The organism is Nannocystis sp. RBIL2 (assembly GCF_026626745.1).
Taxonomy (GTDB): Bacteria; Myxococcota_A; Polyangia; order Nannocystales; family Nannocystaceae; genus Nannocystis.
In genome coordinates this window covers 3,860,937-3,876,585 of record NZ_JAPNJW010000001.1, presented here as the reverse complement: position 1 = coordinate 3,876,585, position 15,649 = coordinate 3,860,937, and the positions used below count along the sequence as shown (strand labels likewise).

Annotated in this window: 15 protein-coding genes; 8 read left to right on the top strand and 7 right to left on the bottom strand. The window is 72.2% G+C overall.

Features of this window, described 5'->3' with window-relative positions; translation table 11 throughout:
• Positions 1-693 precede the first annotated feature (693 nt).
• The gene (locus OV090_RS15165; RefSeq protein WP_267704348.1) at positions 694-1,905 is read right to left on the bottom strand and encodes a cytochrome P450; all 1,212 of its coding nucleotides are present in this window, start codon (positions 1,903-1,905) and stop codon (positions 694-696) included.
• 846 nt (positions 1,906-2,751) lie between these two features.
• On the opposite strand from OV090_RS15165, the gene OV090_RS15160 reads away from it, so the two are divergent.
• Complete coding sequence (locus OV090_RS15160) at positions 2,752-3,324, top strand: hypothetical protein (RefSeq protein WP_267704347.1); 573 nt, start codon at positions 2,752-2,754, stop codon at positions 3,322-3,324.
• A gap of 202 nt (positions 3,325-3,526) precedes the next feature.
• Here the strand turns inward: OV090_RS15160 and OV090_RS15155 are convergent, their stop codons facing one another.
• Positions 3,527-4,153 carry a hypothetical protein gene (locus tag OV090_RS15155; RefSeq protein WP_267704346.1) on the bottom strand — a complete coding sequence of 209 codons (627 nt, stop codon included), beginning with the start codon at positions 4,151-4,153 and terminating at the stop codon, positions 3,527-3,529.
• A gap of 110 nt (positions 4,154-4,263) precedes the next feature.
• Between OV090_RS15155 and OV090_RS15150 the strand changes: the two genes are divergently transcribed.
• Both OV090_RS15150 and OV090_RS15145 read left to right on the top strand, forming a co-directional pair.
• Positions 4,264-5,973: a glutamine--tRNA ligase/YqeY domain fusion protein gene (locus tag OV090_RS15150; protein WP_267704345.1), complete on the top strand. Its 1,710-nt coding sequence runs from the start codon at positions 4,264-4,266 to the stop codon at positions 5,971-5,973.
• On the top strand, positions 5,970-6,428 hold the full coding sequence (locus tag OV090_RS15145) for a carboxymuconolactone decarboxylase family protein (protein ID WP_267704344.1): 459 nt from the start codon (positions 5,970-5,972) through the stop codon (positions 6,426-6,428). The genes OV090_RS15150 and OV090_RS15145 overlap by 4 nt, the downstream gene beginning before the upstream one ends.
• Before the next feature lie 274 nt (positions 6,429-6,702).
• Here OV090_RS15145 and OV090_RS15140 read toward each other — a convergent pair whose 3' ends face one another.
• Positions 6,703-6,855 (bottom strand): DUF1328 domain-containing protein, encoded by a 153-nt coding sequence (locus tag OV090_RS15140; protein WP_267704343.1) that lies wholly within the window; start codon positions 6,853-6,855, stop codon positions 6,703-6,705.
• Between the two features lie 273 nt (positions 6,856-7,128).
• Here OV090_RS15140 and OV090_RS15135 point away from each other — a divergent pair, with 273 nt between their 5' ends.
• Positions 7,129-8,181 (top strand): hypothetical protein, encoded by a 1,053-nt coding sequence (locus OV090_RS15135; RefSeq protein ID WP_267704342.1) that lies wholly within the window; start codon positions 7,129-7,131, stop codon positions 8,179-8,181.
• Between the two features lie 320 nt (positions 8,182-8,501).
• Positions 8,502-8,981 (top strand): hypothetical protein, encoded by a 480-nt coding sequence (locus OV090_RS15130; RefSeq protein WP_267704341.1) that lies wholly within the window; start codon positions 8,502-8,504, stop codon positions 8,979-8,981.
• Between the two features lie 38 nt (positions 8,982-9,019).
• Here the strand turns inward: OV090_RS15130 and OV090_RS15125 are convergent, their stop codons facing one another.
• The 4 genes from OV090_RS15125 to OV090_RS15110 all read right to left on the bottom strand — a co-directional run bounded on the left by OV090_RS15125 (position 9,020) and on the right by OV090_RS15110 (position 13,806).
• A complete protein-coding gene (locus tag OV090_RS15125) occupies positions 9,020-9,436 on the bottom strand; it encodes a bestrophin family ion channel (protein ID WP_267704340.1) in 417 nt (138 codons plus the stop codon).
• 66 nt (positions 9,437-9,502) lie between these two features.
• Positions 9,503-11,068, bottom strand: a complete 1,566-nt coding sequence (locus OV090_RS15120) for a DUF4215 domain-containing protein (protein WP_267704339.1) — start codon at positions 11,066-11,068, stop codon at positions 9,503-9,505.
• Positions 11,069-11,266: 198 nt separating this feature from the next.
• On the bottom strand, positions 11,267-12,952 hold the full coding sequence (locus OV090_RS15115) for a hypothetical protein (protein ID WP_267704338.1): 1,686 nt from the start codon (positions 12,950-12,952) through the stop codon (positions 11,267-11,269).
• A 371-nt stretch (positions 12,953-13,323) separates the two neighbouring features.
• Positions 13,324-13,806: a peroxiredoxin gene (locus OV090_RS15110; protein WP_267704337.1), complete on the bottom strand. Its 483-nt coding sequence runs from the start codon at positions 13,804-13,806 to the stop codon at positions 13,324-13,326.
• Between the two features lie 118 nt (positions 13,807-13,924).
• Here OV090_RS15110 and OV090_RS15105 point away from each other — a divergent pair, with 118 nt between their 5' ends.
• The 3 genes from OV090_RS15105 to OV090_RS15095 are packed head-to-tail and all read left to right on the top strand — an operon-like array spanning position 13,925 to position 15,631.
• Positions 13,925-14,869, top strand: coding sequence for a trypsin-like serine protease (locus tag OV090_RS15105; protein ID WP_267704336.1), 945 nt, complete (start codon positions 13,925-13,927; stop codon positions 14,867-14,869).
• Positions 14,866-15,339 carry a hypothetical protein gene (locus OV090_RS15100; protein WP_267704335.1) on the top strand — a complete coding sequence of 158 codons (474 nt, stop codon included), beginning with the start codon at positions 14,866-14,868 and terminating at the stop codon, positions 15,337-15,339. The genes OV090_RS15105 and OV090_RS15100 overlap by 4 nt, the downstream gene beginning before the upstream one ends.
• Complete coding sequence (locus OV090_RS15095) at positions 15,332-15,631, top strand: TIR domain-containing protein (RefSeq protein WP_267704334.1); 300 nt, start codon at positions 15,332-15,334, stop codon at positions 15,629-15,631. The genes OV090_RS15100 and OV090_RS15095 overlap by 8 nt, the downstream gene beginning before the upstream one ends.
• The last annotated feature ends 18 nt before the right edge of the window (positions 15,632-15,649 follow it).

Genomic DNA, 15,649 nt, shown 5'->3' with positions numbered 1-15,649 from the left:
GGATCTCCTTGAACCTGGCGCCGCGCCGGTCGGTCGCGACCGAGGCGCGCCAAAGGGTCGGATGGCTTATGACCCGGAGCCACGACTGGCACCAATACAGCGAACTCGAGCTTGAACCGCCCTATCGCCCCAATCGCCGCGACGGCGGCCCGTGGCGGGCGAAACCGGGCTCGCGCCGGTCGCCGCCGCGGCGCGCTCGAATGCTCGCGGTCCGCCGGTCGCGCCGGTCGGCCCCGGTGCGGGGCAGGGGTATGCGCATATGTCCCGAAGTTCCAATGCACGTACAGCCGGACGAGCGGACGCGCGGGCCCTCGGGGCACAGGAGCGAGCGGCCGGTCGGCGATCCGGCAGTCCTCACCGCCGGGCTCGCCAGGGCGGCTCAGCGGGCTCGAGGGCGGGCGCCCGCGTGGAGGCGGTCGCGTGTCGAGGGTGCTCGCGATGCGGACCCGACGGTCCGGGCTCGAAGACATGGCCGAAGGGTCATGTCATGCGAATGTCGGGAGGGGAGCGGAGGTCGCGCGGAAGACGAGCGGCGCTGCCGCGTCTCGCAACGCTCGTGATGCGACGCGTTGCATGCCCAAGCCTGCGACATGGCTGAAAGGTCATGTCGAACGCGGCTGCGAGCGGGGGCGGGGACACGCCTGTAGAGCAGGCCACGCGAGCTCACGGCGCGGAGCTCGTGTAGACCCGGTCTCAGGCGCGAGCGCGGTAGCCCACGGGCACGCGCAGCGGGCCGTAGACGGCCTCGGTCGGCGGGAGCCAGGGGATCGGGCCGTCGGGGTGGAGCTCGCCGAGGCGGGCGGCCAGCATCGGCAGGGTGATCTGCAGCTGCACGCGGGCCAGCGCGGCGCCCAGGCAGTAGTGGATCCCGCCGCCGAAGGTGAGGTGGATGTCGCGCTTGCGGGTGATGTCGAAGCGATCGGCATCAGCGAACACCAGCGCGTCGCGGTTGGCGGAGCCGGTGATCGGGAGGAGGAAGCTGCCGCGCGGGAACACGTGGCCGGCGACCTCGACGTCGGCGGTGGCGATCCGCGGCACCCCGAGCAGCGAGGCCGGCGAGAATCGGACCACCTCCTCGGCGGCGGGCGCTGCCAGCGTCGGGTCCTGGGCGAGCAGGCGCCACTGCTCGGGGTGGGCGAGGAAGGCCGCGAACGCGTGGCCGAGCTGGTTGAGCACGGTGTCGCTGCCGGCCGACATGAACGTGACGATCATCGCCCGCAGCTCGAGGTCGGTGAGGGCGTCGCCGTGGGCCTGGGCCGCCACCAGCTCGCTGAGGAGGTCGTCGAGCGGGTCGCGGCGGCGCAGCGCGATTAGGTCGTCGATGAAGGCGCGCAGCTCGAGCATCGATGCCTCGATCTGGGCCCGGTGGGTGGCGACGCTGAGGCCGAACAACAGGCCGAGGTCGGCGGTCCAGCGGCGCACGCGGGCCTGGGCGTCGGCGGGGATGCCGACGAATGCACACAGCACGCGGCGGGCGAACGGGTCGGCGAACTCGCCCACGAGGTCGCAGCGGTCCTTGGCGACCAGCGCGGCGGTGAGCTCCTCGGCGATGGCGACGATCCGCGGGCGCACTGCCTCGACGCGGCGGACCGTGAAGGCGCGGCTGATCAACCGGCGCAGGCGATCGTGCGCGGCGCCGTCGGTGTTGAGAAGGAAGCCGGACATGATCTCGACCAGCGGGCCGTCGTGGATCCCCTGCATGGCCAAAAAGTCAGGTCCGGGGGTCCGCAGCGTGCGCTGGGCCAGCGTGGCCTGGACCTCGTGGTAGCGCAGGATCGCCGGGCCCAGGGCCGTGTCCGCGCACCAGCTATGCTCGCGCGCGGCCCGGAGCACGCCGTGTGGGTCACGCGAGAACTCGGCCCCGTGGAGGTCGAGGAAGGGACGAACGTCGGAGTTCGCAGTCATCCAGAGTTCGCACGGTACCAGCGTCGCAAGCGGTGTGCCTCACGTTTGTCTCGCGCCGAGTGGAGCCAACTGTCTGCTGTCCGCGGTCGACCGTCCGCGCGGGTCACGACATAGGTCTGTGCAGCGTCGCGGCGCAACTCGGTAGAGGCAGCGGCGTGGCGCTCCAGTTTTTTCCAGCAGCCGCGAGGTGCCGCAGTTAAGAAAAAATGGCGGCTGGAGCTTGTAGCGGCAACTTGTTCAAGGGGGCCCTCGGGCGCGAGGGGCTGGAGCTTGTAGCGGCAACTTGTCGCGAGGCTGGAGCCTGCGGAGGTGATGCGCCGGTCTGGCGTGAAGCTGGAGCTCGCGAGAGGTGACGTCGCGGCATGGGGCGCAGGCGTGGCGCGAGCGTCCAAGAGGTTGATGCGGACGGGAGGCGAGCACCGAGCAGTTCGTCCAGGGTCTTTCCTCGTCGCGGGGAGGAGACTCCGGGACATCCGGACGCGATCACCGAGCCCTTCGCCTTCGCGTCGTCCCTCGTCGGTGCAGGGGTGCCTCGCCGCAGCGGCTCGTCAGCGGAAGTCCGAGGCGCGAGGGGTCGCCTCACGCGGAGGTCGCGGGGTGGAGAGTCTCCTCCAGGAGCCAGAGCGAGGGTGGGGTCGCGGGTGGACAGGCTCGCGGGCGCTCGGGTCGCGTCGGAGTCCGGGCGTCCGAGCGCAGGCTGACGAATGGCGGCGGTGAATCACGACAGCGGGCGCACGCGAGGCGCGCGGGGCAATGTCAGTACATGTCTCGAGAGGCATGTCGTGGGCGAATGTGCGCCCGCGGACGGCCTTGAGCGGGGGCCCGGCATCGGTCACATTGACTGCAGTGAGCTGGGCGATCACGGTCGGCGCAGGGGTCACTGCCGCGGCAGCGGCGCGCTGGTGGTCCCGGGAGCGCCAGCGCGACGCCCGGCTGCGCGAGCTGCAGGCCCTCAGCGAGGGCGACGACCACCCCAGCACCGCGCACCTGAGCCGCGGGCTCGGCGAGCTGGCCCGACAGGCACGCGTGGTCCGTCACGCGCTGGCGACCCCGCTGTCGTACTGGGACAACCCGCTGGCCCCGGAGACGCCGTGGGGCCGGCGGGCCCGCTGCGACGCCTACGACCGCGCGATCGGCGAGTCCCGGCGCGCGCTGTGGGAGTGGCTGCTGCTGTTCCGCCGGCTCGACGAGCGCGAGCGCCTGGTCCTGCTCGGGCTCGGCCTGTCGCCGGCGCCGTTCTACGCGGCGCTGTTCCGCCCCGGGGTGTTCGACCGCAGCGACGACCTGTGGGAAGAGGTGCTGTACCCCGAGGCCCCCGACCTGGCGCACGTGTTCGCCGAGCTGCGGCGGACGATGATCGCGCTGCGGACGTTCGAGGCGACGCTGCTGGCCCGGGTGACCGATCCGTATCGGCGCTGAGGGCTCGGCGGACGCTGCCGGGCGTCGGTGCGGGGTCTGGCCCGAGTCGAAGGAATGGTCAGAGGCGCCGCTGCCGCGCGGTGCCGACCCGTACCGGCGCGGATGGACCGGGCTCAGGGGGCATGTCTGAAGAGACATGCCCTTTAGGACATGTCCTTGAGGGCATGGTGGATCGGGCAGGTAGGCGCGAGTCGGCCGGCGGTCAGACCGGGCCTGCGGGCCGCACGGCTTCGAGGTCGAGGCTGAACAGGTGGCCGTCGACGGTGAACACCCAGCGCTGGCCGCGGCCGTCGAGGTCGCCGATCGTGCCGCCGGCGATGAACACCGGGATCTCGGGGTGGCCGCGCCAGCCGGTGCGTTCGCTGTGGATCTCGAGGGTGTGTTCGAGCGTGGTCGCGCCGCCGAGGGTGAGCCGCGGGGTCGCGCGCAGGCCGAGGCGGACCTGCAGGTCGCCGCCCTCGAGCGCGACTTTCTGGTCGACGGCGGCCTCGGTGCCGACGACTGCGGTGACGAGCGGGGACGACAGCACGTCGCCGCGGTCGTCGAGGGCGTGGTCGTCGGCCTTGACCGGCAGGGCGGGGTCGTCGTAGCGGCGCAGGACCAGGCGGAGCTGGACGACCCGGGGGTTGCGCAGCTCGGGCGAGAACTCCTGGACGGCGACCGGCTCGCCGGCGCCGCCGTGGGCGGACGGGTCGGGGCGGACGAGCGGCGGCGGGGCGAAGTCGACGGTGCGGGTGAGCACGAGCAGCGCACCGGCCGCCAGGGCGACGTAGGCGTGGCGGCCGAGGAAGGCCCGAACGGCGGTCCAGCGCGGAGATCCGGGGCTCACGGGGGCGAGGGAAACACGGGCCGCGCGGGCGGGGCAAATTTCCCGCCACAAAGCCGCCGCGGGCCGCCGTTTGACCCTGCGGGCCCATCTGGAGTACGGATCTCGTCGCCATGACCAGCGAGAGCCAGCCGCCCGTCGACGATGGACCTTCGAACTTCATCCGCGAGCGGATCACCCAGGACGTCGCCCAGGGCCGGCGCGAGGGACGCGTGTGCACCCGCTTCCCGCCCGAGCCCAACGGCTACCTCCACATCGGCCACGCCAAGTCGATCTGCCTCAACTTCGGCATGGCCGCCGAGTTCGGCGGCCGCTGCCACCTCCGCTTCGACGACACCAACCCGGCCACCGAAGACGTCGAGTTCGTCGAGTCGATCCAGGAGGACATCCGCTGGCTCGGCTTCGACTGGGGCGAGCACAAGTACTTCGCGTCGGACTACTTCCAGCGGCTGTACGACTTCGCCGAGGACCTGATCCGCGCCGGCAAGGCGTTCGTCGACAGCCTCACGGCGGAGGAGATCAAGGCCTACCGCGGCAACTTCTACAAGAAGGGCACCGCGAGCCCGTACCGCGACCGCAGCGTCGAGGAGAACCTCGACCTGTTCCGCCGCATGCGCGCCGGCGAGTTCGAGGAGGGCGAGCACGTGCTGCGCGCCAAGATCGACGTCGAGCACGGCAACATCAACATGCGGGACCCGCCGATCTACCGCATCAAGAAGGCGCACCACCACCGCACGGGCGACGCGTGGTGCGTCTACCCGATGTACGACTACGCGCACTGCATCTCCGACGCGCTCGAGCGGATCACCCACTCGCTGTGCACGCTGGAGTTCGAGGACCACCGCCCGCTGTACGACTGGATCCTCGCCCAGCTGACGGTGCCCGGCGACCCGGAGCAGATCGAGTTCGCCAAGCTCAACCTCAGCTACACCCTGCTCGGCAAGCGCAAGCTCAAGCAGATGGTGCTGGAGGGCATCGTGTCGGGCTGGGACGACCCGCGCATGCCGACGCTCGCGGGGCTGCGCCGCCGCGGCTACACGCCGGAGGCGATCCGCAACCTGTGCGAGCGCGTCGGGGTGTCGAAGCGCAACGGCCTGATCGACGTGACGCTGCTCGAGCACGCGCTGCGCGAGCACCTCAACGCGACCAGCCCGCGGGTGATGGGCGTGCTCTACCCGCTGAAGGTGACGCTGACGAACTGGGCCGCGGGCGAGGTCGAGTGGATCGACGCGCCGTACTTCGCCGACGACCCGGCGCGCGGGACCCGGCCGGTGCCGATCGGCCGCGAGCTGTTCATCGAGCGCGAGGACTTCAAGGAGCAGGCGGTCAAGGGCTGGTTCCGCCTGAGCCCGGGCGCCGAGGTGCGGCTGCGCCACGTCGGCATCGTCCGCTGCGACGAGGTGGTGAAGGACGCGCAGGGCGAGATCATCGAGCTGCGCTGCACGCTCGACGCCGCGTCGCGCCCGGGCGGGGCGAACGCGAGTCGCAAGGTCAAGGGCACGATCCACTGGGTCTCGGCCGCGCACGCGCTGCCGGTCGAGGCGCGCCTGTACGACCGCCTGTTCATGACCGAGGACCCGAACGAGGCGCCCGAGGGCAAGACGTTCCTCGACAACCTCAACCCGAAGTCGCTCGAGGTGGTCCAGGGCGCCAAGGTCGAGCCGAGCATGGCCGCGGCGCCCACCGGCACCCGCGTGCAGTTCGAGCGCCTGGCCTACTTCTGCGTCGACCGCGACAGCACCGACGAGCGCCTGGTCGTCAACCGCACGATCGGCCTGCGCGACTCGTGGGCCAAGCTCGAGGCCAAGGGCGGCGGGAAGTGAACCAGGACGACCGCGTCAACCTCGGCAAGGTCGCCCCCGAGCTGTACCGGGCGGTGGTGTCCCTCGACGGGCAGGTGACGCAGCGCGCCAGGGCGGCCGGCCTGGCCGACGGCTTTTCCCACCTGCTGCGCCTGCGCGCGTCGCAGGTCAACCACTGCGCCTTCTGCGTGCGCATGCACACCCGCGACGCACTGGCCGCCGGCGAGTCCAGCGACCGCATCAGCGTGCTGCCGGCCTGGCGCGAGACGCAGTACTTCACCGACAAGGAGCGCGCGGCGCTCGAGCTGACCGAGGCCGTCACCCTGGTCGCTCACGACCAGATCCCCGAGACCGTCTACGCCGAGGCCGCTGCGCTGCTGTCTTCGGAGGAGATCGCCGCGGTCGAGTGGCTGGCGATCCAGATGAGCCTGTGGAACCGGATCGCCATCGCCAGCCGCTACCCGGTCGGGCCGTGAAGCGCGCATGTCCCTCGGGACATGTGATTCGCGGCGGAGCGGGCGGACGCGGCGTTGAGGCGAGCTCGACCGCCGCGGCGTCCGCACCGACCTGTGCCGTGGCCGGGGCGTGAGCGAAGGCCGCGCCCGGCGGGCTCGGGCGCGCCCGAAAGCACGAGCGGGGCCGTGCGCGTGCGCGGCCCCGCGGGGAAGTGCCCTGCGGGACAGCTCGAGCTCCGCGGGACGAACGGAGCGAGCTGTCCCGCAGGACAGGTTGGAAGTTGGCAGGTGTCGCTCAGCGCCGCATCACGAAGGTGACGACGGCGAGGATGAGACCGATGAAAGCCAGGATCTTGGCGATGTAGGCGCTCTCGGCCGCGATGCCACCGAAGCCGAAGACGGCGGCGACGAGGGCGACGATGAAGAAGACGATGGACCAGTAAAGCACGGTGGACCTCCATTCCTCGGGGCCTTGCGGCTCCCTCCGCAACCGTGATCGAGGTGCGAGCAGAGTCAAGCGGTGACGGTGAAATGCCCGCGCGTCCTCCGCCGAAGCGCCCTGGAACGCGATCGCTACGGGGGCGAGTGCCCTGGTCGCGGTGGTTCGATCGCGGCGATTGCCGTTCGATCTGTGGTGATTTCCAGCCCGCGGGCTCGCGCGTACCTGGGGTGCGTACAATGGCGCGCTGGCCAGCGCGGCGACTCGTCACAAGGCTCTGACATGCGACTCATCGACCTGCGCGGCGTCTCTCTGATCGCTCTCCTCTTCTCAGTCGCTCCGGGGTGTATCACCGCCGAGGGGGTGGTCCGCAAAGCGGTACCGGCGACGTTCGACGAGACACTGTCCTTCCTCGAGGACCCCGAGTCGCAGGCGCGGATCCAGAAGCTGCTGCACGACCCGCAGATCCAGGCGGCCAGCAAAGAGCTGACGGCGTCGCTGGTCGGGGGCGCGCTCGACGGGCTCACCGACGAGCAGCGGCAGACCGCGCTGCGCGACATGAGCACGCGCTACCTCGAGGCGATCACCAAGGCGGCGGGCAAGGGCCTGAAGGAGGACATCAGCCCGGCGCTGGCCGCGACGGTGCGCCAGACCCTCGACACCGCGCTGTCGCCGAAGACGCGCCGCGAGGCCAGCGCGATGGTCGACGACCTCACGCGCACGACGGTGACTGCGCTGACGCAGTCGGCCGGCAAGGGCCTGCAGGACGACCTCGGGCCGGCGCTGCGCCACGTGCTCGAGCAGGACGTGGGTCCGGGGCTGAAGAAGGTGGTGCGCGCGGACCTGGCCCCGGCCCTGCGCGAGGCGGTGCGCGACGAGCTCGTGCCGGTGATCGGCATCGTCTCGCGCGAGGCGAGCAAGCAGTTGGTGCTCGGCGCCGCCGACGCGCTGGCCGAGCTCGAGGTGAGGCGCGACCTCGGCCAGCTCGAGGAGTCGATCTGGGGCCGCCTCGACCACATGCTGCACAAGGGCATCCAGATCAGCCAGATCATCGCCTGGGTGCTGGGCCTCGCGCTGGCGGTCGTGATCGGCCTGGTGGTGCGCGGGTCGGTGCTGCGGCGCCGCATCGAAGCCGACCGCGCACGCTCCGAGCGGCTCCTGCTCAGCCTGGTCGACGAGCTCCACCGCGGCTGTGACAAGCCCGACGTCGAGGAGCTGATGTCCCAGATCCGCACCCGCGTGCCGGACCTCGACGACACCCACTTCATGGACGAGCTGGCTCGCCGGGCCTCCGGACCGCGGTTGCGCCGCGACAAGCCGCGTCGCCGGCTGTGAGGCGCCGAGGGGGAGCGGAGAAACGTCGCACAGGGTCCGCTGATTCGCGCCGAATGTGATGGGTGTGACCTGGGCTCCGCGGTCTCGATCCGCGGCGCTCACGGCGCGACCCGTCACACCGGCGCGTCTGCGTGCGCAGGCCGCACCTGGCCGCCAGGTGCCTCGGAACGCCGATTGCGGCCGTTCGAGCGCGATCGCGCGGGCGCGGGGGCGCGCCGGCTCGCGCGATCGCGCCGTTTGGCCATTGCTCGCACGAGGAAATGGATCATTGCATGGACATGTGTCGCGCGGGTCTCTCACCGCGGACCGGAGAAGCGCCCATGGAACCGATCGAAGTCAAACCCCCCTCGCGTCGCGATCGCACCCCGTCCGCGCCGATCTTGCTGCGCCGGCTGGCTCAGGCGGACAGCGAGCTCGAGGTGCCGATCGACGTGGAGGTCGTGACGCCGCCGCCGGCCGACGCGCCGGAGGGCTTCCGTGAGCGCCTGGCGCTGGCGCTCGGGACCACCGACGCGCGCCTGCTCGACGCGGCCGAGCGCGGCTACAAGGGCACCTGGCCGACCGTCCAGGCCTATCTGCTCGAGCGGCTGGCGCTGACCATGGGCCCGAACTTCGCCGAGGCGCTGGCCGGCCGCGAGCCCGACGCGCTACTTCGCACCTATTGCGGGGACGAGCGCCTGGTGTGGTCGATCGCGGTCAGCGACCATCAGGTGATGGTGTTCGAGCTGCCGCGCGAGTCGACCCGGGCCGCCGCCATCGCCGCGCGGCTCTACCCCGACGACCCCGACCTGCTGGTGTGAAGATAGGTCCTTCGGGACAGGTCCGCGCATTATCAAAATTACATCAAGATCTCGCCGCGCGGCTGGAGCAGCGGCGGGAGGTCCTTCTGGCCCAGCATCTCGCGCAGGTCGACCTCGATGGCGCGGGCGATCGCGGTGATCGGCACGTCGTTGGGCCCGCCCTCGAACGGGTTCTCGGTGCTCTCGCCGATCTTGTCCATCGTGTGGAACACCCACGCGACGATCACGCCGGCGGGGATCGTCAGCCACACGAAGCCGTCGCCGAGCTTCGAGAACTCCTGCAGCAGGCCGAGCGGGACCAGGGCGATGAACAGCCACACGAACAGCAGGTTCAAGGTGGCGAACTGGCGCGGGTACGGGAAGTTCTTGATCCGCTCGCACTTGCCCCGGTGGCGTAAAGGATGGTGGGGACGGCGGCGATGACGGCGAAGGCGACGGTCTCGCGCCGGGTCCACAGGATGACGTGCTTGAGGGGATAGTGACGGCCCGCGTGCATCGAGAGGCGTGAAGCCGCGACGGTATCACGGGGCCGGACACTGCAGCCCGGCGACGCGAACGACGACCTCGCCGCTGGCGACGTAGGTGACGCCGGTGATCCCCGAGGGCGCGACTGCGAGGCCGAGCGCCGGCGGAGGGCCGAGCATGGTGCCGTAGACGTCGGTGACTGCGCCGTGCGGCGTGAGGTCGGCGCGGAACCACCGCAGGCGCAGGTCGGAGGCCTGCGCGCTGCAGTCCTGGGCGATCGGAGCGTCGTAGTCGCCGCACTCGGCCCAGGCGACCGCGAGGTTGCCCCACGCGTCGCTGCCGAGGTCGACGAAGGGAGCGTGCATCCGCGGCGCGTCGGCGACGGGCACGATCGCCTGGGGGACGTCGGCGACGTCGAAGGTCTGCAGAGAGACGCGACCGTCAATACCGACACCGCCGAGCACGACTCGCAGATCGGGTGTCACGGTGAGGCCGCTCCACGGGTTGGCGCTGTCGGCGAGGGCGATCCCGCCGGTGACGAGGCCGCTGGTGATCGTCGGCCCGGGAGTGCCCTCGACGTCGAAGCGGCGATAGACGATCGCGCCGGCGGGATCGCCCCAGGCGACCACGAAGGCGCCGTCGGGCCAGGTCGCGACCGTGGGCGGCGTGGGGATGCCGGTGGCGTGCTCGCTGACGATGAACTCGCTCGGCGAGTCGGGGTCGAAGTTGGCGAGCCGGCGGACGAGGATCTGCGAGAGGTTGGGCAGGGCGACGCCGACGTAGGCGAGGGTGAGCCGGCCGGTGTCGTCGAGCGCGATCGCGGGGGACTGCTGGTTGGGGTTCTTGCCGACGAGGGCGTTGAGGCCGGGCTCGGCGACGCCGGCGACGACGCCGCGAACGATGATGTCGCCGTTGTTGGCCGGGGTCTCCCACGCGAGCGCGAGGTCGCCGTTCGGCGCGACCGCGATCACCGGGTCGCGCAGGAGCGGGACCGGCGGGTCGACGAGGTCGAGCGGGGGAGCGACGAGGGTGCCGTCGGCGGCGACTGTCTGGACGTCGAGGCGATCGGCGAGGGCGTTGATCCGCCAGGCCACGGAAAAGGTGCCCGAGGCGTCGACGCCGATCGCCCGCGGGACGTCGTCGCTCTGCTCGGCGCTGGGATCGCTGGCCGCGATCACCGGATCGCCGAGCGGGCCGACGTAGAGCGCACCGTCGCCGCAGGCGGGCTCGTGACAGTCGGGCCGACAGGCACCCGGCTCGCTCGGGTGGTTGTTCGGGCCGTCGTCGCACTCTTCGACGCCGCGCTGGACGACGCCGTCGCCGCAGGTCGCCGGCTGACAGTCGCTGCGGCAGGCGTCGCCGTCGTCGTCGTTGCCGTCGTCGCACTGCTCGCCGGGGTCGAGCTGGCCGTCGCCGCAGACCGGCTCGGGCGCGCTGGTGGTCGAGGTCGAGGCGGTGGTGGTCGGCTCGCCGCCGGTCGGCTCGGCGGTGGTGCTGCCGGTCGTCGAGGTGGTGGTCGAGGTCGTGTGGGTGGCGGGGCCGCTGGTGTGCAGGCCGCCGTCGCTGAAGCAGGCCGCGACGGCCGAGGTCAGCACCAGCGCTCCGATCGCCCGGGACGACATACGCGCGAGTTTAACTCCGGGCCGGCGGCCGTCGCGGGCGGCCCGGCGTGTGCCTCCGCTCGCCCGGCCGGGCCGCACCGGGGGGCGGCGAGGTCGGACGGCCCCGGTTCCGACGAACGGCGGCGAGCGGATCGGCTGCGGCCGGCGGCGCCCGAATCCGTGCGCTTATGTCTCTCGGAGCATGTCTTTGGAGCAATGTCATTCAGGACATTGCACCGGGGACATGTTCAAAAGGACCTTGTCGCCCTGGACGCGGGCCACTGCGGCGGCGCCGGTGGGGGCGACCGCGAGCGACAGCGGGCGGGGCATGCCGTCGCGGGTGGTGACCTCGACGGCGGGTTCGTGCGGGGTCAGGTCGGCGCGGAAGCGACGGAACCAGGAGATCGACGCCAGGTCGGCGCAGGTCGAGGCGTCGTCGCCAGGGGCCCCGCAGGTCGACCAGGCGACCGCGAGGTGGCCCCACGCGTCGCCGGCGAGGTCGACGAACGGGACGTGGAGGGCGGCGACGTCGTCGACCTGGACGCGGAGGCCGGCGACGTCCGCGGCGTCGAAGCGCTGCAGCACGAGGAGGCCGTCGGCGTCGCGGCCGGCGATCACCGCGGCGCCGTCCGGCTGCAGGACCGCGCCGGTCCACGGACGGGCGTTGCCGTTGGTGCCGCCGCCGACGAACAAGCCCGTGCTGACGGGGGGAGCGGCGACCAGGTCGGGGGTGACGCGGCGGTAGACGATCGCGCCGTCGGGGTCGCTCCAGGCCACCACGAAGCTGCCGTCCTCGTGCACCGCGATCGTCGGCGAGCCGACTGCGCCCTCCGGGTGGTCGCTGATCGCCTGCTCGGGCGGGCTGTCCGGGTCGGTGAGCAGCGGGAAGCGGCGCAGGTAGATCTGCTTGCCGCCGCCGGCGCGCCAGGCGGCGATCAGGGCGCCTGCCGGATCGAGGCCCACCGCAGGCGAGGTAGCAATGGCACCGGTGAGCTTGAAGGCGGAGGCAGGCTCGTCGGCAGCGACGCCGCGGGCGAACAGCTGCTGCTCCTCGAGGAGGGTCTGCCACGCGACCGCGTAGTCGCCGTTCGGCGCGACTGCGATCACGGAGTCGCGGGCCTGCAGGAACGGCTGCTCGAGCAGCAGGACGACCTCGCCGAGCGGCAGGCCGGCGGCGTCGACCCGGCGGGCCTGGACCTTGGCGAGGAAGCCGGTGAGGTGCCAGGTGACGACGAAGCTGCCGTCGGCCGCGGCGCCGATCATGCGCGGAGCGTCGTCTCCGCCGTCGATCGCCTCCTCGCCGGTGGGGAGCTCGAGGTCGGGGCCGAGCGGGCCGACGTAGAGGCCGCCGTCGCCGCAGGCGGGCAGCTTGCACGTGGGGCGGCAGGTGTCGGGCGCGATCGGGTGGTTGCCCGCGCCCAGGTCGCAGTCCTCGACGCCGAGCCAGACGACGCCGTCGCCGCAGCTGGCCGCGACGCAGGTGCCGAGGCAGGGGTCGCCGTCGTCGGCGTTGCCGTCGTCGCAGGCCTCGGTGTCGGGGTCGACGATGCCGTCGCCGCACACCGGCGCGGGCTCGCCGGTGGTCGTGGTGGCGGGCGCTTCGGGGCCGGTGGTGTCGGTGGTGGTGGTGCTCGTGGTGGTGGTGGTGCTCGTGCCGGCGTCGTCGGTGGTGAGCGCGGTGGCGCCGGCCGGGTGGTAGCCGCCGTCGCTGAAGCAGGCGGGCGCGAGCGCGACGGCGGCGAGCAGCCAGGCGCAGGGACGCGGGGGCGAGGGGATCGCCGTCGGCCGTGGAGCGCGCGAGGGGATGGCCCCGTCGGGCGCGAGAGGGGGGCGCGACGCGACGCGCGGGGGCGACCCGGCGGGCAGCGGTGCGCGCGGCCGGGCTGCGACGGGACGGGCGCTCATCCCGGGCACTTTACTCCGAGCGCCAGGTCGGCTGGCGCGAGGGTCGCGTGTGGTCGCGCGCATGCGCCGACGCGGGTCGGGTCGCCGCCCACGTCGTCGGGGGACGACAGGGGCATGTCCGAAGAGGCATGGCGCTTCGGACATGCTTGAAAGGACATGCGGTAGCGAACGGGGGAGCGCTCGCCGGCTCGCGGGTGACGGCCGGCCGCGTTACGGGCCGGTAAGCCGCTGCGAGGGCCGCTCGCGCGCGGATGGGAGCACGGGTGGGCGCGGCTCGTCGGCTCGCGGTGACGTGGTGGTCAGCGCTCGCGAGGGGCTGCTCGCGCGTCGCCTCAGCGCGACGGCCGGCCGGCGTTGCGCGGGCGGGCGGCTCAGGAGGCGGCGCCGAGCTGGCCGACGGCGGCCTTGACCTCGTCGTAGTTGGGCTCGACGCCCGGGTTGGGCGCGACCCACGCGTAGCGGACGACGCCCTGGGGATCGATCACGAACACCGAGCGCTTGGCGGCGGTGTAGCCGGGCATGCCGGCGAAGTCGTCGTGGGCGACGCCGTAGGCGCGCACGGCCTCGCGGGCGTAGTCGGACAGCAGCGGGAAATTGAGGCCGTTCTTCTCGGCGAAGGCCTTGTTGGAAAACGGCGCGTCGACCGAGACGCCGAACACGGTCGCATTGAGGCCGTTGAGGGCCGCCAGCGAGTCGCGGAAGGAGCACAGCTCCTTCTCGCAGACGGCGGTGAAGGCGGCCGGGAAGAACGCGAGGACCACGGTCTTGCCGCTCTGGGCGGCGAGGCTGACGCGCTGCTTGGCGTTGTCGAAGAGGTCGAAGTTGGGGGCGGGGCTGCCGACGGCGACGGTCATGGGACGCTCCTTGGAGTGAAGGCTACTACCCGCGGGCGGGGCCGCCCGCAAGGGGCCGGGCGGAACCCGGACGTCGGCGAGCGGGCGCGGACGATGTTGCAGTGATATGCTGGCGGCCATGCTCGCATTCGGGACCGCGGCGCTGCTCTCCGTCCTGTGCGGACTGCCGCTCGGCGCGGGGGCGCCGCGGCCGGTGCCGATCGTCGGCGGCGAGGAGGTGCCGGCCCTGGAGTGGACCTCGGTGGTGGCGATCCTCAGCCAGGAGACGGTCTCGACCGCGAGCCTGTGCACCGGCACGCTGGTGGCCCCGCGGGTGGTGCTGACCGCCGCACACTGCCTGTCGCACGAGCCCAAGCTCAGCGAGATGGCGGTGGTGTTCGGCGACTCGATCTACACCAAGGACGCGCGCCGCGTGGCCGCGGTCGAGCGCTACGGCCTCTACCCCACTGCGTGCGTCGAGGACTGCAAGTCGGACGCGTGGGACTTCGGCTACGTGATCCTGGCCCAGGACGTCTACGGGGTGGAGATCATCCCGCCGCTCACCACGCAAGAAGAGTGGGACGAGACGATGCACGTGGGCGACGAGATCCACGTGGTCGGTTTCGGCACCGTGCGCGACGCCGAGGACGACCCGCTGCAGACCACCGACGACGTCGGCCACAAGCGGATCATGACCACGCCGATCGACACGTTCAGCAAGAGCCGGCGCGAGTTCCGGGCCGGCGGCGAGGGCCAGGACGCGTGCGGCGGCGACTCGGGCGGGCCGGCGTTCGTGCGCCTGTCGAGCGGCGCGTACCGCCTGGCCGGGGTGACGTCCCGCGGGGTGCGCCCGTGCGGCACCGGCGACAGCGTCTACGGGGTGCCGTACCCGATCCTCACCTGGCTGCGCGAAGAGACAGGTGCGGACCTGCTGCCCGCCGAGTGCCCCGACGGTGACTGCGTGGTGATGGCCGAGCCGGCCGAGGGCTGCGCGATCTCGCGCGAGCGGGAGTCGCTGGCGTGGGCGCTGCCGCTGCTGGTGTTCGCGCGGCGCAGGCGGCAGACTCGATCGCCTCGCCGATGAAGCCCGAGCCGTCCCGCGCCGTGGAGAATGCCGCCGAGCGGCGGCGCTTCGAGGAGCAAGTGGCCTGGAAGGAGGTCGACCAACTGCACGCTGCGACGCTGCAGTTCGCCGGCAAGTGCCTCGAGCTGAAGAAGCTGTGCGTGGCCCTGTGCGCGGCGCTGGTGGTGTGGATGGCCGACAAGGACATCCGCTTCATCGAGTGCGCGGTGGTGGCTCTGGCGCTGCTGGCGTTCTTCTGGCTGGCCGACGCGCAGAACTTCTACTACCAGCGCAAGACCCGGCGCGGGATCGCGGCGGCGCTCGGGCGGGCTCGCCTGGCCCGCGGGCTCGGCAATTCGGTGTCGCCGCTCGGGCTCGAGAAGGACGCCGTCGGCTCGGTGCTGTCGAGCCTGCTCAACACGTCGCAGCTGTTCTACTTCCTCGTCGGCGTGGTCGTCCTCGTCGCCCTGGCGCTGACGCACCATGCCTAACCCGCTCCGCCGGTTCGACCGCCGGCGCACGTTCATCAGCTACGCGGTCCGCGACCTGCCGCTGTCGCGCGCGTGCCTCGAGCGCTTGCGGGCCTGCGACGAGTTCGTGTTCCTCGACTATCCGCAGCGCTGGTCGACCTCGGCGCAGCGCACGATCGTCGAGTGGGTGCGCTCGGCCGACCGCGTGCTCTACGTGGCCACGCCGCACAGCCGGCTGTCGCGCTGGGTCCGCTTCGAGGTCGAGGCGGCGCGCCGCTGCGGCGTGCCGGTCGAGCACGTGGCGCTGCTGTGAGCGCGAGCTCGGGGCCTG